The organism is Enterobacter sp. T2, from assembly GCF_010692925.1.
Lineage (GTDB): Bacteria > Pseudomonadota > Gammaproteobacteria > Enterobacterales > Enterobacteriaceae > Enterobacter > Enterobacter kobei.
The window spans coordinates 3,302,091-3,323,144 of sequence record NZ_CP048736.1 but is presented as its reverse complement, the minus strand read 5'-3'; the positions used below and the strand labels follow the sequence as shown (position 1 = coordinate 3,323,144).

Sequence of the window (21,054 nt, the reverse complement as noted above, 5' to 3'; positions counted from 1 at the left end):
TTTCTATTATTTATACTGTGTCGCATTCTTGATACCGGGCAATCTCATGTCAGTAAGTTCTTTTAACCGACGCTGGGCGGCGGTGATCCTTGAAGCCCTGACGCGCCATGGCGTCAGGCACGTGTGTATTGCACCGGGTTCTCGCTCAACGCCGCTGACGCTGGCGGCCGCCGAAAACCGGGCGTTGATTCACCACACCCATTTTGATGAGCGTGGCCTTGGGCATCTGGCGCTTGGGCTGGCAAAGGTCAGCAAAGAACCTGTGGCGGTGATTGTCACCTCCGGTACCGCCGTGGCGAACCTCTACCCGGCCCTGATTGAAGCGGGGCTAACCGGTGAAAAACTGATCCTGCTGACGGCCGACCGTCCTCCTGAGCTTATCGACTGCGGAGCGAATCAGGCCATTCGTCAGCCGGGACTCTTTTCTTCGCATCCTTCGCAGACGGTTTCGCTGCCGCGTCCTACCCAGGATATTCCGGCAAGCTGGCTGGTCTCCACGGTCGATCACGCCATGGAGACATTGCGCAGCGGGGCGTTGCACATTAACTGTCCATTTGCCGAGCCGCTGTATGGCGAACTGGACGATACCGGCATTGACTGGCAGCGCTCCCTCGGTAACTGGTGGCAGAGTGAAAAACCGTGGCTGCGCGGGCAAACGCATCTTGAGAGCGCGAAACAGCGCGACTGGTTCTTCTGGCGCCAAAAACGCGGCGTGGTTATTGCCGGGCGCATGAGCGCCGCCGAAGGCCGGCGGGTCGCCGAATGGGCGCAAACCCTCGGCTGGCCGCTGATTGGCGATGTGCTTTCCCAGACCGGTCAGCCGTTGCCGTGCGCCGATCTCTGGCTCGGGAATGCGAAGGCGGTCACTGAGCTTTCACAGGCGCAGATAGTGGTCCAGATCGGCGCCAGCCTGACCGGGAAACGCCTGCTGCAGTGGCAGGCGACCTGCACGCCGGAAGAGTACTGGCTGGTCGACCCGCTGGAAGGGCGGCTTGACCCGGCGCACCATCGCGGCCGCCGTCTGGTGAGCAACATTGAGAGCTGGCTGGAACTGCATCCGGCGGAAAAACGTCAACCCTGGGCGGTGGCAATCCCCGAATTATCTCGTCAGGCGTGGGAAATCACCAAAGCGCACTGTGAGACATTCAGCGAAGCCGGTCTGGCGCACCGTATTCGTCAGTATCTGCCTGAACAGGGCCAGCTGTTTGTCGGTAATAGCCTGGTGGTGCGTCTGATTGATGCCTTTTCGAAGCTGCCTGCGGGCTACCCGGTTTATAGCAACCGCGGCGCCAGCGGCATCGACGGGCTGATCTCGACGGCGGCGGGCGTGCAGCGCGCCAGCGCGAAATCGACGCTGGCGATCGTGGGCGATCTCTCCGCGCTCTACGATCTCAACGCGCTGGCGCTGCTGCGTCAGGCTTCCGCACCGTTTGTGCTGATCGTCGTGAACAACAACGGCGGGCAGATTTTCTCTCTGTTGCCAACGCCCCAGAGCGAGCGTGAGCGTTTCTATCTGATGCCGCAGAACGTGCAGTTTGAACATGCTGCGGCAATGTTCAGCCTGAAATATCACCGCCCGGAGAGCTGGGAACAGCTGGAAACAGCGCTAAGCAGCGCCTGGAAGCAACCGGGCGCGACGCTGATTGAGCTGGTCGTGAACGATGCCGACGGTGCGCAGAGCCTGCAAAGCCTGCTGGCACAGGTGAGCCAGCTGTGATCCTCGCAGGCGTGCAGCAGACCGGAGAACCAGGCTATCCCTGGCTGGTCTTTTTGCACGGTTTTTCCGGAGACTGCCGCGAGTGGCAGGTTGTCGGGGAGACGCTGAGCGAGTATCCCCGGCTCTATCTTGACCTGCCGGGGCACGGTGAATCCCGGAATATTACCGTGACGGGGTTCGAGGAGATGAGCGATTTGTTGACCCGGACTCTGCTTAGTTACAACATACTGAATTTCTGGCTGGTGGGGTACTCCCTCGGCGGCCGCATTGCGATGTTTCACCCCTGCCAGCAGCCGAAGGGGCTGTTGGGCGTGATGGTTGAGGGCGGACATCCGGGCCTGCAGAACGCCGACGATCGCCATGCGCGGCGGGTATCCGACCACCGCTGGGCGACACGTTTTCGCACCGAACCGCTGGATAAGGTCTTTGCTGACTGGTACCAGCAGCCGGTGTTTGCCTCTCTCCCGGACGCTGAGCGGAAGGCGCTTATTACCCTGCGCAGCCAAAACAACGGCATAACGCTGGCGAAAATGCTTGAAGCGACCTCGCTGGCCGGGCAGCCGGATTTACGTCCCGCGCTCAGCACCCGCCATTTCTCTTTTGATTACCTCTATGGCGAACGTGATAAAAAGTTCGCGGCCCTTGCCGCTGAACTGCACGCCGTTCGCCATGAAATTCCAAACGCCGGACACAACGCCCACCGGGAAAACCCCGCTGCGGTCGCCGCGAGTCTGGCTCAGATACTGCGTCTTCGAACAAAGGACACTCTATGATCTATCCTGATGAAAACATGCTTTACGCGCCGGTCGAATGGCAAGACTGCTCCGAAGGCTACACCGACATTCGTTACCACAAATCCGCTGACGGCATCGCCAAAATCACCATCAACCGTCCGCAGGTGCGTAACGCCTTCCGTCCGCTGACCGTCAAGGAGATGATCCAGGCCCTGGCGGATGCTCGCTATGACGATAACATCGGCGTGATTGTCCTGACCGGCGAAGGTGAGAAAGCCTTCTGCTCCGGTGGCGATCAGAAAGTGCGCGGTGACTACGGCGGATACCAGGACGATGCGGGTACGCATCACCTGAACGTGCTCGATTTCCAGCGCCAGATCCGCACCTGCCCGAAACCAGTGGTGGCGATGGTGGCGGGTTACTCCATCGGCGGCGGTCATGTGCTGCACATGATGTGTGACCTGACCATTGCCGCCGAGAACGCCATCTTCGGCCAGACCGGTCCGAAAGTGGGCTCTTTCGACGGCGGCTGGGGCGCTTCCTACATGGCGCGCATCGTCGGGCAGAAAAAAGCGCGTGAAATCTGGTTCCTGTGCCGTCAGTACAACGCCCAGGAAGCGCTGGATATGGGCCTGGTGAATACCGTGGTACCGATTGCCGATCTCGAAAAAGAGACCGTCCGCTGGTGCCGTGAAATGCTGCAAAACAGCCCAATGGCGCTGCGCTGCCTGAAGGCGGCACTCAACGCTGACTGTGACGGTCAGGCGGGCCTGCAGGAGCTGGCGGGCAACGCCACCATGCTGTTCTACATGACCGAAGAGGGTCAGGAAGGACGCAACGCGTTTAACGAAAAACGCCAGCCTGATTTCAGCAAATACAAACGGAACCCGTAATGCGTCGCGCGCAGGTTTACCGCTGGCAGATACCGATGGACGCGGGCGTGGTGCTGCGTGAACGGCGGTTAAAAACCCGTGATGGCTTCTTTGTGCATCTCCAGCAGGGTGAGCGAGAAGGCTGGGGCGAGATTTCGCCGCTGCCGGGCTTTAGCCTGGAATCGCTCGATGATGCAAAGGCTGCGCTGCTGGCGTGGGCAGGTGCGTGGCGCGAGGGCGCGAACCCGGCGTTGCCGGACGTGCCTTCTGCGGCCTTTGGTATCAGCTGTGCGCTGGCAGAACTGGAGGGCAGCCTGCCGGAAGAGGGCAATTACCGCGCGGCACCGCTGTGCACGGGCGACCCGGACGAGCTCTTTGCGTTGCTCTCCACCATGCCGGGCGAGAAAGTGGCGAAAATTAAGGTCGGTCTCTACGAAGCGGTGCGCGACGGAATGGTTGCCAACCTGCTGCTGGAAGCGATTCCCGATTTGCACCTGCGTCTTGACGCAAACCGCGCCTGGACGCCGCTTAAGGCGCAGCAGTTTGCGAAATACGTCAACCCGGCGTACCGCAGCCGCATCGCCTTCCTGGAAGAGCCGTGCAAAACCCGCGACGATTCGCGCGCGTTTGCTCGTGAAACGGGGATTGCTATCGCCTGGGATGAAAGCCTGCGCGAAGACGATTTTGAATTTATTGCCGAGCCGGGCGTCAGCGCAGTGGTGATTAAACCGACGTTAACCGGCAGCCTGGCGAAGGTCCGCGAGCAGGTTGCCGCGGCGCATGCGCTGGGTCTGACGGCGGTGATCAGTTCGTCGATTGAGTCCAGCCTTGGGCTGACCCAACTGGCACGTATTGCCGCCTGGTTAACGCCTGACGCTGTCCCCGGCCTCGATACGCTGAACCTGATGCAGGCTCAGCTTCTCCGCCAGTGGCCGGACAGCGCGCTGCCGTGCCTCAGCGTTGAGGCGCTGGAGCCGCTGCTATGAGTTTTACCGACTGGCCATGGCGGCACTGGTGTGCGCAGTTTGCCGATAAACCTGCTCTCAGGCTGAACGACGACGCGCTGAGCTGGCAACAGCTGTGCACGCGTATCGATCGCCTTGCCGCGGGCTTTCATCAGCAGGGGGTGGAGGAGGGTGACGGTGTTCTGCTGCTGGCCTATAACCACCCGCAAACGCTGATGGCATGGCTGGCGCTGCTCCAGTGCGGCGCGCGTATTCTTCCAGTGAATCCACAGCTGCCGCGTCCGCTGCTGGACGTGCTGCTCCCCCAGATGACCCTGCGCTTTGCGCTGGTGCTGGACGGCAGCTACGACGCTCTTCCTGCCCTGAGCATGCGTGAGCCAGCCGACGCGTACCGCGTTGCATGGCAACCGGCGCGGCTGGCCTCGATGACGCTCACCTCCGGCTCGACCGGGCTACCGAAGGCGGCGGTGCATACCTGTGCCGCCCACCTTGCCAGCGCACGCGGCGTGTTGTCGCTGATGCCCTATGGGGACAACGACGACTGGCTCCTTTCGCTGCCGCTGTTTCACGTTTCCGGTCAGGGAATTTTATGGCGCTGGCTGGTGGCCGGGGCACGCTTAACGGTGCGCGAGAAACAACCTCTGGAACAGGCGTTACGCGGCTGCACCCACGCCTCGCTGGTGCCGACCCAGCTCTGGCGTCTGCTTAATCGTCACAAGCCTGTTGCACTGAAAGCGGTGCTGTTGGGCGGGGCTGCAATCCCCGTTGATTTAACACAGCAGGCGCGCGAACAGGGTATTCACTCCTTCTGCGGTTACGGCCTCACCGAGTTTGCCTCTACCGTCTGTGCGAAAGAGGCAGACGGAGAGCCGGACGTAGGGTATGCGCTGCCGGGCAGAGAGGTGCAGGTCGTTGACGGTGAAGTCTGGATCAGGGCTGAAAGTATGGCTTCCGGCTACTGGCGGGACGATGCGCTGATGCCGTTGACCAATGCGCAGGGATGGTTCGCCACCCGCGACCGTGGGGAATGGCATAACGGGCGACTGACGATTTTAGGCCGCATAGACAATCTCTTTTTCAGCGGAGGAGAGGGGATCCAGCCGGAATCGCTGGAACGTGTTATCGCCGCACACCCGCAGATTAACCAGGTGTTTATCGTCCCGCTGGACGATGCCGAGTTTGGACAACGTCCGGTGGCGGTGGTGGAGTGCGAGCCGGGAACGGATATCGCGCAATTTCCTGACTGGATCCAGGGCAGACTGGCGCGCTTTGAGCAGCCGGTCCACTGGCTGGTACTGCCGGCGGAGCTAAAAAATGGCGGGATTAAGATCTCCCGCCAGGCGTTAAAACAGTGGGTGAATGCCCAGCTGTCGGCGTAATTATCCGATATCCGGCTCCGGTTTGCGCTGGCGACGGTGCAGCAGGCGTAATACCGGCGGCACCACAATCACCATGATTGCCAGCGCTAACAGGACCTTCGCGACGCTGCTGTCCCACAGGATCGACATATTGCCGTTACTGATGGACAGCGCGCGGCGCAGGTTCTGCTCCAGCATCTCGCCAAGCACGAACCCCAGAATCAGCGGTGACATCGGGAAGTGCATCTTACGGAGTATGTATCCCAGCACGCCCAGGACCACCATCAGCACCAGGTCAAACGTGGTGCTGTGCACCGCGTACACCCCTACAGCAGAGACGGCGGCAATCGCCGGGACCAGGAACCACAGGGGAATGGTCAACATGCGGGTGAACAGCCCAATCAGCGGGATATTCATCACCAGCAGCATCACGTTAGCGATCAGCAGGGCGGCAATCAGCCCCCAGACAATATCCGGCTGCTCGGTAAACATTGCCGGTCCCGGCGTGATGTTGTAGAGCGTCAGGGCGCCCATCATCACCGCCGTGGTGCCGGAGCCCGGTACGCCAAGGGTCAGCATCGGGATAAACGAGCCACAGGCCGAGGCGTTATTGGCCGCCTCAGGCGCCGCCACGCCGCGAATATCGCCTTTACCAAAGCTGTCGCTGTTGCCGCTGAGCTTTTTCTCGGTCATGTAGGTAATGGCGCTGGCGATGGTGGCCCCGGCGCCCGGCAGGATGCCGACAAAGAAGCCAATTACCGATGAGCGCAGCGTGGTGCCGATGCACTGCGCGCCCTCTTTAGCGCTAAAGAGCATTCGGCCGGTTTTGCGCACCAGCGTCTGCCCGCTGCTGGTATGTTCCAGCATCAGTAAGATTTCAGAGACAGAGAACAGACCAATCACGACCACGATAAACTGCACGCCGTCGGACAGGTGAACGCTGTCGAAGGTAAAGCGATAGACCCCGGTGTTGGCATCCACGCCGACGGTGGCTAACCCTAAGCCAATCAGCGCGGACAAAAACGACTTGAGCGGATTTTGCGCCATCATGCTGCCGAGACAGGCTATGGCAAACACCATCAGGGCAAAATATTCTGCCGGACCAAACGCCAGCGACCACTGGGCCAGCGCAGGCGCAAACAGAATGATGCCGCCAATGGCAACCAGCGAGCCAAAGAACGAACTGACCGCTGAAATGGAGAGCGCCACGCCCCCACGACCCTGTCGCGCCATCGGATAGCCATCCAGCGCGGTCATGATCGCCGCCGCATCTCCCGGCACGTTAAGCAGGATCGACGAGATGCGCCCGCCATATTCACAGCCGATATAGACCGTTGCCAGCAGGATCAGCGCCGATTCCGCAGGCAGATGCAGGGCAAAGGCCAGCGGAAGTAAAATTGCTACCCCGTTGATCGGTCCAAGACCCGGTAGCAGGCCGACAATCGTGCCCACGAAACAGCCGATCAGGGCAATCACCAGGTTTTCCGGGGTCATCGCCACGGCGAACCCCTGTGAGAGGTAAATCCAGGTATCCATAGCGTGCTCCGTTAATTAAGCCAGGCGCCGAGCGGTAACGTCACGTCCAGCAGGCGGTCAAAGGCGTACCACAGTAAAATCCCCATCACCACGCCTGAGATCCCTGCCGCAGGCAGGGTGGCGTTAAACAGCATGCCGATCACCATCGTCAGGATGGCGGTCGCCACCGGGAAGCCGAGCCATTCAAAGCCCCAGGCGTACATCAGCAGGACAATGACCATCACCAGCAGACGCTGCAGAATGCGACGCGGTGGCCACTCGACGGTGTCCGGGTGGCGCAACAGCAGCGCCACCGAGCAGAGCAGCATCAGGCCGACAATGCCCATCGGGAAGGGGCGTGGCCCTACGGGTTCATAGCTGTATTCGCTGTGGATCTGCCAGGCGACAAACATCCCGCCAACGCAGAGCAGCAGCCATATCCCGGCAAAAATACGATCGCTCATAGCGCCTCCGGTTATTTCGCCAGGCCAAAGGCTTTCGCCTGCTCGCGGTAGTCATTCACCTGTTTTTTGACGTACTCATCCAGTGGCTTACCGGTCAGGTTAAATTCAAACAGCCCGCGCAAATCGCGCTGTTTCTTAAACGCTTCGGTCTGCTGGAGTTTGTTGAACGCGTCGACCCACCACTGGTACTCGGCATCGGTCACTTTTGGCCCGACGAAGAACCCGCGGATGATCGGCCAGACCAGGTTGTAACCCTGCTCTTTGGCGGTCGGCACGTTAGCCAGCTGTCCCGGCAGACGGTTTTCCGAGAAGACCGCCAGCACGCGGATTTTGTCCCCGTTCAGGTAAGGCACCATCTCGCTGAGATCGCCGGAAACGGCCTGAACATGGTTGCCCATCAGTGCCGTAACCGGCTCGCCGCCGCCTTCAAAGGCCACGTAGCGCATTTTGTGTGGGTCAACCTTCGCCTGTTGCGCGAGAAGGGCGGCTTTCATCCAGTCCTGGCTACCGATCGACGCGCCTGCGCCAATCACCACGCTGTTCGGATCTTTTTCCATGGCGGTGAGCAGGTCTTTCAGGGACTTCCACGGTGAGTCGGCACGCACGGCAATCATCCCGTAGTCGGTACCGACGGTCGCCAGCCAGCGCACGTCATCCACGCCATAACGGCCAAACTTGCCCTGAGACAGGTTCAGCAGTGAACCACCGGAGAAGGCCACCACCGTCCCCGCTTCCGCAGGTCGTTGTGCGACGATGGCGTTATAGGCCACCGCGCCCACGCCGCCGGGCATGTAGGTCACGCGCATCGGTTTCTCGATGGCCTTCGTCTCCAGCATGCTGACCTGAATCAATTTGCAGGTGAGATCGAAACCGCCACCCGGTTTGGCCGGGGCGATACATTCGGTACGGGACGGGGCGTCCTGCGCCTGAACGACAGAGGTACTCAACAGGAATGCGCTTGCAGCAAGGGTAGAAAGTAAGTGTTTTTTCATCGTTTATCCTCACGCCGGGGTACGGGTATGGGTCTTTTTTCTGATTATGTGAACCGCCTTGTAGCGGTTCCGTTGCGTGATTGTTAAAACAATAACCTTTCATTTCCCTTTCAATGGGGAACCAACTTTACAGGATGTGACATGCGTCTCTTACTGGCAGAAGATAATCGTGAGCTGGCTCACTGGCTGGAGAAAGCACTGGTGCAGGAGGGCTTCGCCGTGGATTGCGTGTCTGACGGGCGTGCCGCCGACCATCTGCTGCAGGGAGAACATTACGCGGTTGCTATTCTGGACATCGGCATGCCCGGTTTTGACGGCCTGGAAGTGGTCCATCGCCTCAGAAAACGGGGGCAGACGCTGCCCGTCCTGTTCCTGACTGCGCGCAGCAACGTGGCGGACCGGGTAAAGGGCCTGAACGCCGGGGCGGATGATTATCTGCCAAAACCGTTTGAGCTGGAGGAGCTTGACGCCCGGCTGCGTGCCCTGTTGCGCAGAAGCGAGGGGCGCACGCAGGAACGCCAGCGTCTTGGGGAACTGGAGTATGACGACGAGGGCTTTTTCCTGCTCCGCGATGAACCGCTTTCCCTGACGCCGCGCGAGCTCTCTCTGCTGAAAGTGCTGATGCACCGCCGCACCCGTCCGGTTTCGCGGCAGCAGCTTTTTGACCAGGTGTTCAGCCTGAACGACGACGTCAGCCCTGAAAGTATCGATCTTTATATTCACCGCCTGCGAAAGAAGCTCACCGGCAGCGGCGTGCGGATCACCACGTTACGGGGGCTGGGATACGTGCTGGAGTGCGGCGATGAGAGGGTTTAAGCCGCAGTCGCTCTATCTGCAACTGCTGCTTTTCCTTGGCCTGCCGCTACTGTTGCTGTGGGGATTGTCAGCCTTTAACAGCTACGTCAGCGCGTTGCAGGCGGCCACGCAGGCTTACGACCGCACGCTGTTATCCTCTGCCCGCACCATTTCGGAACGGCTGGAGGTACGCGACGGCAAGCTGGCGGTGGACGTGCCCTGGGTGGTGCTTGATAGCTTTGAGCTCAACATGAACGACCGGCTCTATTACAAGGTGGTCGACCCCGACGGGCGGGTGATCTCCGGCTATGACGATCTGCCGAAGATGCCGCCTGCAACATCGCGTACCACGCTCTACCCCGCGCTGGCGTGGTTTTACCATACCGAATATCGCGGGCAGGCGATTCGGGTGGCGCGTCTGCTGCAGCCCGTGAATCAAGATTCTATTTTTGGCATGGCGGAAATATACGTTGCGGAGACGCTCCAGTCACGCCGCTATCTCGCCAGCCAGTTGCTCTTTTCATCCTGGGTTTCGCAGGGGCTGCTGGTGCTGCTGACGCTGGTGCTAACCGCCTGGATGCTGCGCCGCGTGTTGCGTCCGATGCGCCAGCTCTCCTCGCTGATGGTGCGGCGCGAGCCGGGCCTGCTGGCACCGCTGCCGGAGCTGTTGCCCTGGTCCGAGACCCGGCTGCTGATTGTGGCTTTTAACCGCTATATCGACCGTCTGCGCGGCGTGCTTTCGCGTCAGGAACGTTTCAACGCGGATGCATCGCACCAGCTCAAAACGCCGCTGGCGGTACTTAAAACACAGGTGTCTGTCGCGCTTACTCGCCAGGATCCCGCTTTGTGGCAGGAGAGTCTGCGGGCAATGAACGCCACGCTGGATGAGACTATCGTACTCACCGAGCGGCTGTTGCAGCTTTCGGCGGTGAAGGGGAGAGAGCAGGGCGATCGTCAGTTCTCGCCTGTGGATCTGGTTCAGGTGGTGCAGAACTGCTGCTTCTCCCGACTGGCGCAGGCGCGGAGCAAAGGGATCGATCTGGGTTATGACGGTGTGGAGCAGCCGGTCATGATCGAAGGCGATGACGTCCTGCTGGGCGAACTGTGCGCTAACCTGCTGGAGAACGCGATTAAATATACCCCAGCAGGCGGGACCGTGACCGTTTTCCTGCGCGCAGAGGCCGGTGCCGTTGAGCTGCGCGTTGAAGACAGCGGCCCCGGTATTGAAGAGGATCAAATTCACCAGGCAATGCTCCCTTTCCACCGCCTGGACAACGTTGGGGACGCTGCCGGTTCCGGGATCGGGCTGGCACTGGCGGGTGACATTGCCCGGCTGCACCGCAGCCATTTGCAACTCAACCGCAGTGAATCCCTGGGTGGCCTGTGTGTCAAAATGCGCTTTCTGTTGCTTGCATAAAAAAGCCGCAAGTTTCAAATCGTTACAATCTTCCCCCCCGCCGCACGCAGAGTGCTTGATCCCCGGGAGACTCAGGTTAAAATCTCGCGGTTTTGGGACTTCTCTATAAAATTGCGCGGGATCATGACAATGAAAAAAGTGGCATTACTGGGCTTCGGCCTGATGGTTGTATCTGCGGCGGCTAACGCCATCAGCTTCAACGGCTCGGCGGGTCAGGACTATACCCACCTGGGCTTTGGCCTGGGAACAGAGACTTCCGGTCTGGCGATGACCGGTGGCTGGACGCATAACGATGACGACGGCGATGCGGCAAGCCTCGGTCTGGGTCTGAACATTCCTCTTGGTCCATTCCTGGCGACCGTCGGCGGTAAAGGTATCTATACCAACCCGAACGACGGTGACGAAGGGTATGCGGCAGCGGTGGGTGGCGGCCTGCAGTGGAAAATTGGCGACAGCTTCGGTCTGTTTGGCGAGTATTACTACTCTCCGGACTCGCTCTCCAGCGGTATCGACAGCTATGAAGAAGCCAACGCCGGCGCGCGCTGGACCATCATGCGTCCGATTACCATCGAGGCGGGCTATCGCTACCTGAACCTGGCGGGCAAAGACGGCAACCGCGACAACGCGCTGGCCGACGGTCCCTATGTGGGCGTAAGCGCAGGCTTCTAATCCTGTCGGCGCGGCGTTCCGTCGCGCCAGTTTCTCTCTTCTCCCTCCCGCGTTTGCGCTATAGTGTTTTCACCAAATAAGCGGGAGAACACAATGATTAACGTGGAGATGTTATCCACCGGCGACGAAGTGCTGCATGGACAAATTATTGATACCAATGCTGCCTGGCTTGCCGATCTTTTCTTTGAGCAAGGATTACCGTTAACGCGTCGCAATACGGTAGGCGACAATCTTGAGTCGCTGGTCAGCATTCTGCGTGAGCGGAGCGAACACTGCGATGTGCTGATCGTGAATGGCGGACTCGGTCCTACCAGTGACGATCTCAGCGCGCTGGCCGCCGCAACCGCAAAAGGTGAAGGGCTGGTGCTGCATGAGGCATGGCTTTCACAGATGGAACGCTTTTTCTCCGAACGTGGCCGCGTTATGGCCCCCAGCAACCGCAAGCAAGCTGAAATCCCCGCCAGTGCTGAGCTGGTTGATAACCCGGTCGGCACCGCGTGCGGGTTTGCCCTGCAGCTGAACCGTTGCCTGATGTTCTTCACGCCCGGCGTACCTTCCGAATTTAAAGTGATGGTTGAGCAGAAGATCCTGCCGCGCCTTCGCGACCGTTTTACCCTGCCTGAACCTCCGCTGTGCCTGCGACTGACCACGTTTGGCCGTTCTGAAAGCGATCTGGCCCAGAGTCTTGACCACCTGCAATTGCCGCCGGGCGTGTCCATGGGCTATCGCTCCTCTATGCCGATCATTGAGCTCAAGCTGACAGGACCGGCGACGCAGAAAGCGGCGATGCTGGCCCTGTGGCCCGAAGTGCAGCGCGTGGCGGGCGAAAGCCTGATCTTTGAAGGGACGGAGGGGTTGCCTGCGCAGATTGCGAAGCACCTGCAGGATCGTCAGCTGAGCGTGACCTTAAGCGAGCAGTTCACCGGTGGCCTGCTGGCGCTGCAATTGTCGCGCGCCAGCGCGCCGCTGCTGGCCAGCGAAGTGGTGCCGTTCCAGCAGGAGACCCTGGCGCAAACCGCCCGCTGGGCCTCGGAGCGACGGGTTAAACATTTTGCCGGTCTGGCGCTGTTCGTGGGTGGGCTGGATGAGGAACACCTTAACGTCGCGCTGGCGACGCCGGAGGGGACCTGGGCTCTGAGGGGCAAAATGAGCATCACTCGCCACAGTCTGGCGGTGCGTCAGGAAGTCTGCGCCATGATGGCGCTGAATATGCTGCGCCGCTGGCTCAATGGCAAAGAGGTCGCCAGCGAGCACGGCTGGATTAACGTTGTTGAGTCGCTGTTCGTCGAGTAATGTTTGTGCCGGGGCGTTCGCCCCGGCCATGTTCAGCCCAGCGCGTTCGCCAACAGGGTAATCGGATGCTCACAGCGCTTGCTGGTGGACATCTCGATCTGCCATTTACAGGTTTCGCAGTCGGTCACCACGATATCCGCGCCGCTCTCTTCGATCTGTCGGAACAGCGGGGCGCCAATCGCCTGGGAGGTTGCGTAGTTTTCGCGCTTAAAGCCGTAGGTTCCCGCAATCCCGCAGCAGCGCGAATCCAGCACCGTCAGCTCAAGTCCGGGAATTAACCGCAGCAGCTCAAGCGTATAGAGCGACCAGCCCATTTTCTCCATATGACACGGGGTGTGATACACCACTTTCAGGGGCAATTTCCCCAGCGGCAACGTCTGCCCGCTATCGAGCTTGCGCCACAGGAAGCGTGTCGCCAGCTCGATGTGCTCGCGCAGGCCGGTATTATCCACGTCCAGCAGATGCGGGTACTCATCGCGCAGGGTTAAGGTACAGGTGGACGAGGTCGCCAGCACCGGAATACCTTTATCGACAATCGCTTCGCGCAGTGACGTGACATTGCTCTGAGCCTGCCTGCGCGCTTTATCGGTAAACCCGTTGGCGATCAGCGGTACGCCGCAGCACTTCTCTTTGTTCAGTAGCTGAACGCCCGTTCCCATGGCGTTTAGCACCTTCAGCAGATCTTTGCCCAGCTGCGGGTGGTTGTAATTCACATAGCAGCCGTGGAAAAAGGCCACCTGGTCGGCGTACTGCGCCTGCTCCGCCGCGACGGATTTGTACCAGCGGCGGAAGGTGCCGTGAGAATATTTCGGCAGGCTGCGATGATGGTCTATCTTCAGCGTGGCATCCAGCAGCTGGCGCACCGGTTTGAGGGCGGTCGCGGCATTGACCAGCGGGGCAAACGGCGTTGAGACGCTGCCCATCAGGTCGGTATGGCTGAGGATGGCATCGCGCAGGGACGGCTTTTGCGTGCTGTAGCGCGCCCTGGCGCGCTGGATGATATCGCCGATTTTCACATCCGACGGGCAGGCAACTTCGCAGCGTTTGCAGTTGATACAGTATTTCAGCGCCTCGTCGTACAGCTTACCGTCCTTCAGGCGCAGACGCTCGCCGTCAGGCCCGGCCTGTTTCGGTCCGGGATAGCGCGGGTTCACGCCGCTGACCGGGCAGACGGTTGTGCAGACCGTGCATTTAATGCAGCTTTCAAAACGGGTATCGTTCATTGTTCCGCCTCCGCGCGCTGGCTAATCTGCTCTGCCACATACAGCGCCGTGACGGCGCAGACCCCGCCACCGCACCCCTGAGTTATGGGATCGTACCCGCCCAACAGCGAGCCAATGGCAAAGAGATTCCTGACGGGCTTACCGGACAGTTGCGGGTGCAGTTGGTTATCAACCATCACGCCGAACTGTTGCCAGGGCTGCGGCGAGAAGAAATCACTCTGATACCAGTCCGCGCGGGACGCGCCTTGCCGGACATCAAGCCCCATAATGGCTTCCCGGATGCCCTCCCGGCTGCTCAGCAGCCCGTTGCTGAAGAAACTGCCGCTTGCCAGCACCGTATAGCGGGCGCGAAGCGGAATATCACCGTGGTTGCGGGTCCAGATTTCACTCACCGCGCCGTCCGTCAGGGTGATTTTTTTCACCTCGTCACCCGCCATCCACACGCCGCCCTGCGCCACAAACTGGCGCTGGATCTGGGTATGCAGGCGAATGCCGGGCACGGAAGGGGGAAGCGTTGGCAGCAGGCCGAGCGAGCAGGGCAGACGGTCCGACAGCCAGCGCCACAGGCGGTTATCGCTGAGTCCAAAGCAGGCAGGCATCAACAGCGTATCGCAGGTTTCACCGAGCGGTCTGAGCGCCTCATACAGCAGCGGCCATCTGTCTTCGTTATCCAGAAAGCGGGCGATATTCACCGCGCGAAACTCGCTCGGGTTTTCGCGCAGGACATCCAGTTCAGGCAGTTCTATCTCTGCCGTCTCGGCGTTCACGCCCTGGCGACACAGTGACGCCGCCGCAAGATGGGGCTGAAAATCCAGAAAGCCGCTAATACCCACGACCCGTACCCGTCCTGTGCTCACAGGGGCAACGGGGACCTCCTCCGGGCTGAGCCATGCGGAACGCAGGGTGCCAAGCGGCGTGATGCGTTGATGATTTTGCCTGGCGCTCCCCTTCAGACGCGCACCGCAGTCAGCCAGCAGCGCTTCGGTTTCCAGCGCAAAGCGGTCAATATGCTGCGCGCCAACCCGATGATACGGGTGCTCCGGCGGCAGTTTGTCGCGGTACGTGTCGTCCACCAGATCCAGCGATCCCGACGAGAAGTGCAGGGCACTCTGCCCCCGGGTGATAATGGCGCAGCGCAGCCCCTGCTTCGTGAGCTTGATGCCACAGAGCAAGCCCGCCAGCCCGCCGCCGACAATCACGGTATCAAATTTCATCGTGTTGCTCCTTCTCAAGACCGCAAAGCCCCTGGTAGACCCAGCGGGTAAACTCGCTCTCACGCAGGGCATCGCCCCAGGCGACAGGCTGAATGCCTTTCCAGCGCTCGTTTAAAAAGGCGCTGAGCTGATCGAGCGACTGGGTGGCAGTCGTGGTATGAAAACGCTGCAGCAGACCCGCCGCACGGCAGGCGCACAGTTCACCCTGGCAGGTTCCCATGCCGACGCGGGTGCGACGGCGGAGATCGAGCAGGCTCTTGACCGTCAGGTTCTCCACCGCGTATTGCACCTCGCCCGCGGTGACGGCTTCGCACTCGCACACCAGGCTGCGGCTCAGCCGACCTTCGCCGAGCCAGACCGGCGTTCTGTCCCCGTGGCGGTAAATCGCGGAACCGCGCAGCGGGGCGGGCAGGGAGATGATTTTTTGCAACGTTTTTTCGGTGGACTGACGCGATCCTGGCAGCGGTTGTTCTGCCGTCACGCACGGCTTGGTATTCCCCAGCTTGCGGCAGACTGCATCGGTGGCCCATTCGGCCATCAGGCGGTAGGTCATTAATTTGCCGCCTGTAATGGTGATAAATCCGTCCATGCCGTCGCGTTCGGCGTGGTCGAGCAGCACGATGCCCCGGCTAACGTTACGTCCGCTCGGATCGTTATCGCTGGCGACAAGAGGACGCACGCCCGCGTAGGCACGCAGAATACGCGTCTGGGCCATCACCGGGGCCAGTTTCTCGCCTTCACGCAGCAGGATATCCACCTCTTCGGCGGTCACGCGGTTGTAGTCAATGTCGCTGTAGTCGACGTGGGTTGAGGTCGTACCAATCAGCGAAATGGTATCGCCCGGCACGAGGATATCGGCATCAGACGGTTTGCGGCAGCGGTTGATCACATGGTTATTGATGCGATGGTCGAGGATCAGCAGCGAGCCTTTCGCCGGGAACATGCGCACCGACAGGTCAGCGTATTCTGCAATGCGCTGCCCCCAGATCCCCGCGGCATTAATGACGACGGAGGCAAACAGCTCGCTGTGTTCGTGGTATTGCGTATCAAACACCCGCACGCCGCAGACGCGATGGCCTTCGCGGATAAGTCCGGTCACTTCATGTCCGGTCAGAATGCGCGCCCCATGTTCCCGGGCATCCAGCATATTGGCGGCGATCAGGCGGAACGGATCGACGGTGCCATCCGGGACTTTCACTGCGCCAATAAGCGCCGGGTTGACCGACGGTTCCAGCTGCCGTGCCCGCGCCGGATCCATGGCCTCCGCCTGAATACCTGCTGCGTTACAGGCGGTGATAAAGGTTTCCTGAAAGGCGAGGTCATCTTCGGGAAGGGTGATAAAGAGGCCATCGGTCGGTTCAATGCAGTGGCGGGCGATACGCTTGAGGATCTGGTTTTCCGCAATACATTCCCGTGCCGACTCACCGTCAGTGACGGCGTATCGTGCGCCGCTGTGAAGCAGGCCGTGGTTACGCCCGGTCGCGCCCGTGGCAATATCGTGGCGTTCCAGAAGCGTGACGCTTAATCCGCGAAGGGCGCAATCGCGAGCGATACCGGCGCCGGTGGCACCACCGCCAATGATAATCACATCGCTGTAGCGAGGATCGTGAATTGTCATTGTCTTCCCTTAATGTTCGTTTTTTTATCATTTAGCCACATGAAAACTGTGGTTTGTTTGATTTCGAACATAAACGCGCGAAATTCGAAAGTGAAACGTGATTTCATGCGCTTTTTTGCGCATTCTGTCATATTTCTGTAACAATATGTGCGTTGATTCACAGTAACAATCACCATGATTTCTTAACATCCCCGGCTCTGGAATTCAGGTGCGAGCCACCTGCTCATTCAATTCAAGGCCACGGAGGCTGTCATGCTCAGTATTTTCAAACCCGCGCCGCATCGGGCGCGTCTGCCAGAGGCAGAGATTGATCCGCTATACCGTCGTCTGCGTTGGCAAATTTTCCTGGGGATCTTCTTCGGGTACGCGGCGTACTATCTTGTGCGTAAAAACTTTGCGCTCGCCATGCCGTATCTGGTGGAGCAGGGCTTTTCACGCGGCGATCTGGGGTTCGCGCTGTCGGGGATCTCTATCGCGTATGGTTTTTCCAAGTTCATTATGGGGTCCGTGTCAGATCGCTCGAATCCGCGCGTGTTTCTGCCCGCCGGTCTGATTCTGGCGGCTGCGGTGATGTTGTTCATGGGTTTTGTGCCGTGGGCAACCTCCAGCATTGCCGTTATGTTCGTGCTGCTGTTCCTCTGTGGCTGGTTCCAGGGGATGGGATGGCCGCCATGCGGACGTACCATGGTGCACTGGTGGTCGCAGAAAGAGCGCGGCGGCATTGTGTCGGTGTGGAACTGCGCGCATAACGTGGGTGGCGGTATTCCGCCGCTGCTGTTCCTGCTGGGGATGGCCTGGTTCAACGACTGGCACGCTGCGCTCTACATGCCTGCGTTTGGCGCCATTCTGGTGGCGATTATTGCCTTCGCGCTGATGCGCGATACGCCGCAATCCTGCGGCCTGCCGCCGATTGAAGAGTATAAAGACGACTATCCGGATGATTACAGCGAGAAGCACGAAGAAGAGCTGACCGCGAAGCAGATCTTCATGAAGTACGTGCTGCCTAACAAACTGCTGTGGTACATCGCGGTGGCCAACGTGTTCGTTTATCTGCTGCGTTACGGCATTCTGGACTGGTCACCGACCTACCTGAAAGAGGTGAAGCACTTCGCGCTGGATAAATCCTCCTGGGCCTACTTCCTGTATGAATACGCGGGGATCCCGGGCACGCTGATCTGCGGCTGGATGTCGGACAAAGTGTTTAAAGGTAACCGTGGTGCAACAGGCGTGTTCTTCATGACCCTGGTGACCATCGCCACCGTGGTGTACTGGCTCAACCCGCCGGGCAACCCGGGCGTAGACATGGCCTGTATGATCGTCATCGGCTTCCTGATTTATGGCCCGGTCATGCTGATTGGCCTGCATGCCCTGGAACTGGCACCGAAAAAAGCGGCGGGCACGGCGGCAGGCTTTACCGGCCTGTTCGGCTACCTGGGCGGTTCAGTCGCGGCGAGCGCCATCGTGGGCTACACCGTGGACTTCTTCGGTTGGGACGGCGGCTTTATGGTGATGATTGGCGGTAGCGTGCTGGCGGTACTGCTGTTGATTGTCGTAATGATCGGTGAGAAACGTCACCACGCTGAAGTGCTGGCGCGTCGTCAATAAGGAACATGCCCATGAAATTATCTCATTTAACCACCGGTCTGCTGCTGGCGGGCCTGATGACAGGCTCCGCGCTGGCGGCGGATAAAATCGTGATTGCCCACCGCGGCGCGAGCGGCTATCTGCCGGAGCATACGTTGCCGGCGAAAGCGATGGCCTATGCGCAGGGCGCGGATTATCTGGAGCAGGATCTGGTAATGACGAAGGACGACCAGCTGGTCGTCCTGCATGACCACTATCTTGACCGCGTAACGGACGTAGCGGAGCGTTTCCCGGACCGCGCGCGTAAAGATGGTCGTTTCTACGCCATTGATTTCACCCTGGCGGAGATCCGCTCCCTGAAGTTTACCGAAGGGTTCGAGATTGAAAACGGCAAGAAGGTACAGGTCTATCCGGGACGTTTCCCGATGGGCAAATCTGACTTCCGTATTCACACCTTCCAGGAGGAGATAGAGTTTGTTCAGGGGCTGAACCACTCGACCGGTAAAAATATCGGTATCTACCCGGAAATCAAAGCGCCGTGGTTCCATCATCAGGAAGGGAAGGATATTGCCGCGAAAACCCTGGAGGTCCTGAAACAGTACGGCTACACCAGCAAGAAGGACAAAGTTTACCTGCAGTGTTTTGACGCCGCCGAGCTGAAGCGCATTAAAACCGAGCTGGAGCCGAAGATGGGGATGGAGCTCAATCTGGTGCAGTTGATTGCCTACACCGACTGGAATGAAACCCAGGAGAAACAGCCGGACGGGAAGTGGGTGAACTACAACTACGACTGGATGTTTAAGCCGGGCGCGATGAAGCAGATTGCTCAGTACGCTGACGGCATCGGACCGGATTACCACATGCTGGTGGCAGAAGGCTCCACGCCGGGTCACGTGAAGCTGACGGCGATGGTGAAAGAGGCGCATGCCAGCAAGATGCAGGTTCATCCGTATACCGTGCGCGCAGACCAGCTGCCGCCGTATGCCACGGACGTGAATCAGCTTTATGAGGTGTTGTATAACCAGGCGGGCGTGGACGGGTTGTTTACGGATTTCCCGGATAAAGCAGTGAGTTTTTTGAAGGATTAACACTGGAATTGCCGGGTGGCGGCTGCGCCTTACCCGGCCTACGAACTAACCCTCTCCCACAGGGAGAGGGAACCAGGGCAATTACATCTCGATCTCAATATCGCCTTTTGCCCGGCAGCAGCAGGGCAAAATTTCCCCTTCGTTGATAAAGGCCAGCGGTTCAGTCAGCCAGTCCACCTGGCCGGCGACCAGACGGCAGCGGCAGGAGCCGCAATAGCCGGAACGACACTGGTACTCTACTTCTACCTGATGCGCCTCAAGCGCCACCAGCAGAGAAGGGTGCTCCTCCCGACACAGCACCTCAGTGCCGGAAAGACTTAACGTGACGCGTGACATCAGAGCTGGAAGTCGCTCAGGTCGTCAGTGTTGACTTCAGAATCAATCTGACCGACCAGGTAAGAACTCACCTCCACTTCCTGAGGCGCAACCTGCACGTTATCGGACACCAGCCAGGTGTTGATCCACGGGATTGGGTTAGAACGCGTCTGGAACGGCAGGTCGAGACCGACAGCCTGCATACGGATGTTGGTGATGTACTCAACGTACTGGCAGAGAATGTCTTTGTTCAGGCCAATCATGGAACCGTCGCGGAACAGGTAGTCTGCCCACTCTTTCTCCTGCTGAGCCGCCAGCACGAACAGGTCATAGCACTCCTGCTTGCACTCTTCGGCGATTTCCGCCATTTCAGGGTCATCCGTACCGCTGCGCAGCAGGTTCAGCATGTGCTGGGTGCCGGTCAGGTGCAGGGCTTCGTCACGGGCGATCAAACGGATGATTTTGGCGTTGCCTTCCATCAGCTTGCGCTCGGCAAAGGCGAAGGAGCAGGCGAAGCTCACGTAGAAGCGGATCGCTTCCAGCGCGTTGACGCTCATCAGGCACAGGTACAGCTGTTTTTTCAGCGCGCGCAGGTTCACGGTAACGGTTTTACCGTTCACGTTATGCGTACCTTCACCCAGCAGGTGCCAGTAGCTGGTCATCTCAATCAGTTCGTCGTAATAGTGCGCAATGCCTTCCGCACGCTTCTGGATCTGCTCGTTGGTGACGATATCGTCAAACACCACCGCCGGATCGTTCACGATGTTGCGGATGATGTGTGTATAAGAGCGGGAGTGAATCGTCTCGGAGAATGCCCAGGTTTCCACCCAGGTTTCCAGCTCGGGAATGGAAATCAGCGGCAGCAGTGCCACGTTCGGGCTACGGCCCTGAATGGAATCCAGCAGCGTCTGGTACTTCAGGTTGCTGATGAAGATATGCTTTTCGTGATCCGGCAGCGACTGGTAATCAATGCGATCGCGGGAGACGTCTACTTCTTCCGGACGCCAGAAGAAGGAGAGTTGCTTTTCAATCAGCTTTTCGAAGATGTCATATTTTTGCTGATCGTAGCGTGCCACGTTGACCGGCTGGCCAAAGAACATCGGCTCTTTGAGCTGGTCGTTTTTCGTCTGTGAAAATGTGGTGTATGCCATTGCGGTGAGTCCTGTTGAGATTTTATTGCCCGGCAACACTGCGTTTGCCGGGCCTACAAAACCGTAGGCC

At 59.5% G+C, this 21,054-nt stretch carries 19 protein-coding genes; 11 read left to right on the top strand and 8 right to left on the bottom strand.

Going from position 1 to position 21,054, the window contains the following annotated elements; all coding sequences use genetic code 11:
* The first annotated feature begins 46 nt into the window (after nucleotides 1–46).
* Genes menD through menE form a run of 5 tightly spaced genes read left to right on the top strand, consistent with a single transcriptional unit; the run spans nucleotide 47 to nucleotide 5,667 of the window.
* On the top strand, nucleotides 47–1,717 hold the full coding sequence (gene menD, locus G0034_RS16005) for a 2-succinyl-5-enolpyruvyl-6-hydroxy-3-cyclohexene-1-carboxylic-acid synthase (protein ID WP_014884627.1): 1,671 nt from the start codon (nucleotides 47–49) through the stop codon (nucleotides 1,715–1,717).
* Nucleotides 1,714–2,490, top strand: coding sequence for a 2-succinyl-6-hydroxy-2,4-cyclohexadiene-1-carboxylate synthase (gene menH / locus G0034_RS16000; RefSeq protein ID WP_179121086.1), 777 nt, complete (start codon nucleotides 1,714–1,716; stop codon nucleotides 2,488–2,490). The genes menD and menH overlap by 4 nt, the downstream gene beginning before the upstream one ends.
* The gene (gene menB / locus G0034_RS15995) at nucleotides 2,487–3,344 is read left to right on the top strand and encodes a 1,4-dihydroxy-2-naphthoyl-CoA synthase (protein ID WP_013098093.1); all 858 of its coding nucleotides are present in this window, start codon (nucleotides 2,487–2,489) and stop codon (nucleotides 3,342–3,344) included. The genes menH and menB overlap by 4 nt, the downstream gene beginning before the upstream one ends.
* Nucleotides 3,344–4,309 carry an o-succinylbenzoate synthase gene (gene menC, locus G0034_RS15990; RefSeq protein WP_047344834.1) on the top strand — a complete coding sequence of 322 codons (966 nt, stop codon included), beginning with the start codon at nucleotides 3,344–3,346 and terminating at the stop codon, nucleotides 4,307–4,309. Before menB ends, menC begins: the two co-directional genes overlap by 1 nt.
* Nucleotides 4,306–5,667 (top strand): o-succinylbenzoate--CoA ligase, encoded by a 1,362-nt coding sequence (gene menE, locus G0034_RS15985; protein ID WP_179121085.1) that lies wholly within the window; start codon nucleotides 4,306–4,308, stop codon nucleotides 5,665–5,667. The genes menC and menE overlap by 4 nt, the downstream gene beginning before the upstream one ends.
* On the opposite strand, the gene G0034_RS15980 is transcribed toward menE, so the two are convergent.
* The 3 genes from G0034_RS15980 to G0034_RS15970 are packed head-to-tail and all read right to left on the bottom strand — an operon-like array spanning nucleotide 5,668 to nucleotide 8,617.
* The gene (locus G0034_RS15980) at nucleotides 5,668–7,182 is read right to left on the bottom strand and encodes a tripartite tricarboxylate transporter permease (protein WP_179121084.1); all 1,515 of its coding nucleotides are present in this window, start codon (nucleotides 7,180–7,182) and stop codon (nucleotides 5,668–5,670) included.
* An 11-nt stretch (nucleotides 7,183–7,193) separates the two neighbouring features.
* Entirely contained in the window at nucleotides 7,194–7,625 is a 432-nt protein-coding gene (locus tag G0034_RS15975; protein ID WP_014884622.1) for a tripartite tricarboxylate transporter TctB family protein, read from the bottom strand.
* 11 nt (nucleotides 7,626–7,636) lie between these two features.
* Complete coding sequence (locus G0034_RS15970; protein WP_014884621.1) at nucleotides 7,637–8,617, bottom strand: Bug family tripartite tricarboxylate transporter substrate binding protein; 981 nt, start codon at nucleotides 8,615–8,617, stop codon at nucleotides 7,637–7,639.
* A 141-nt stretch (nucleotides 8,618–8,758) separates the two neighbouring features.
* Between G0034_RS15970 and tctD the strand changes: the two genes are divergently transcribed.
* The 4 genes from tctD (at nucleotide 8,759) to G0034_RS15950 (ending at nucleotide 12,791) form a co-directional block, all read left to right on the top strand.
* Entirely contained in the window at nucleotides 8,759–9,433 is a 675-nt protein-coding gene (gene tctD / locus G0034_RS15965; protein ID WP_014884620.1) for a transcriptional regulator TctD, read from the top strand.
* Complete coding sequence (locus tag G0034_RS15960; RefSeq protein WP_023330956.1) at nucleotides 9,420–10,829, top strand: sensor histidine kinase; 1,410 nt, start codon at nucleotides 9,420–9,422, stop codon at nucleotides 10,827–10,829. Before tctD ends, G0034_RS15960 begins: the two co-directional genes overlap by 14 nt.
* 129 nt (nucleotides 10,830–10,958) lie before the next feature.
* Nucleotides 10,959–11,498: a YfaZ family outer membrane protein gene (locus tag G0034_RS15955; protein ID WP_023330955.1), complete on the top strand. Its 540-nt coding sequence runs from the start codon at nucleotides 10,959–10,961 to the stop codon at nucleotides 11,496–11,498.
* A gap of 93 nt (nucleotides 11,499–11,591) precedes the next feature.
* A complete protein-coding gene (locus tag G0034_RS15950; protein ID WP_179121083.1) occupies nucleotides 11,592–12,791 on the top strand; it encodes a nicotinamide mononucleotide deamidase-related protein YfaY in 1,200 nt (399 codons plus the stop codon).
* A gap of 32 nt (nucleotides 12,792–12,823) precedes the next feature.
* Here G0034_RS15950 and glpC read toward each other — a convergent pair whose 3' ends face one another.
* The 3 genes from glpC to glpA are packed head-to-tail and all read right to left on the bottom strand — an operon-like array spanning nucleotide 12,824 to nucleotide 16,846.
* Nucleotides 12,824–14,014, bottom strand: a complete 1,191-nt coding sequence (gene glpC / locus G0034_RS15945) for an anaerobic glycerol-3-phosphate dehydrogenase subunit GlpC (protein WP_179121082.1) — start codon at nucleotides 14,012–14,014, stop codon at nucleotides 12,824–12,826.
* A complete protein-coding gene (glpB, locus tag G0034_RS15940; protein ID WP_014884615.1) occupies nucleotides 14,011–15,228 on the bottom strand; it encodes a glycerol-3-phosphate dehydrogenase subunit GlpB in 1,218 nt (405 codons plus the stop codon). Before glpB ends, glpC begins: the two co-directional genes overlap by 4 nt.
* The gene (glpA, locus tag G0034_RS15935) at nucleotides 15,218–16,846 is read right to left on the bottom strand and encodes an anaerobic glycerol-3-phosphate dehydrogenase subunit A (RefSeq protein ID WP_179121081.1); all 1,629 of its coding nucleotides are present in this window, start codon (nucleotides 16,844–16,846) and stop codon (nucleotides 15,218–15,220) included. The genes glpB and glpA overlap by 11 nt, the downstream gene beginning before the upstream one ends.
* Before the next feature lie 252 nt (nucleotides 16,847–17,098).
* Here glpA and glpT point away from each other — a divergent pair, with 252 nt between their 5' ends.
* Both glpT and glpQ read left to right on the top strand, forming a co-directional pair.
* Nucleotides 17,099–18,451, top strand: a complete 1,353-nt coding sequence (gene glpT, locus G0034_RS15930; RefSeq protein ID WP_014884613.1) for a glycerol-3-phosphate transporter — start codon at nucleotides 17,099–17,101, stop codon at nucleotides 18,449–18,451.
* A gap of 11 nt (nucleotides 18,452–18,462) precedes the next feature.
* The gene (gene glpQ / locus G0034_RS15925; RefSeq protein ID WP_023337558.1) at nucleotides 18,463–19,518 is read left to right on the top strand and encodes a glycerophosphodiester phosphodiesterase; all 1,056 of its coding nucleotides are present in this window, start codon (nucleotides 18,463–18,465) and stop codon (nucleotides 19,516–19,518) included.
* Between the two features lie 81 nt (nucleotides 19,519–19,599).
* On the opposite strand, the gene yfaE is transcribed toward glpQ, so the two are convergent.
* Nucleotides 19,600–19,854 (bottom strand): class I ribonucleotide reductase maintenance protein YfaE, encoded by a 255-nt coding sequence (gene yfaE, locus G0034_RS15920; protein ID WP_008500234.1) that lies wholly within the window; start codon nucleotides 19,852–19,854, stop codon nucleotides 19,600–19,602.
* The gene (gene nrdB, locus G0034_RS15915; RefSeq protein ID WP_014884611.1) at nucleotides 19,854–20,984 is read right to left on the bottom strand and encodes a class Ia ribonucleoside-diphosphate reductase subunit beta; all 1,131 of its coding nucleotides are present in this window, start codon (nucleotides 20,982–20,984) and stop codon (nucleotides 19,854–19,856) included. Before nrdB ends, yfaE begins: the two co-directional genes overlap by 1 nt.
* Nucleotides 20,985–21,054: the final 70 nt, after the last annotated feature.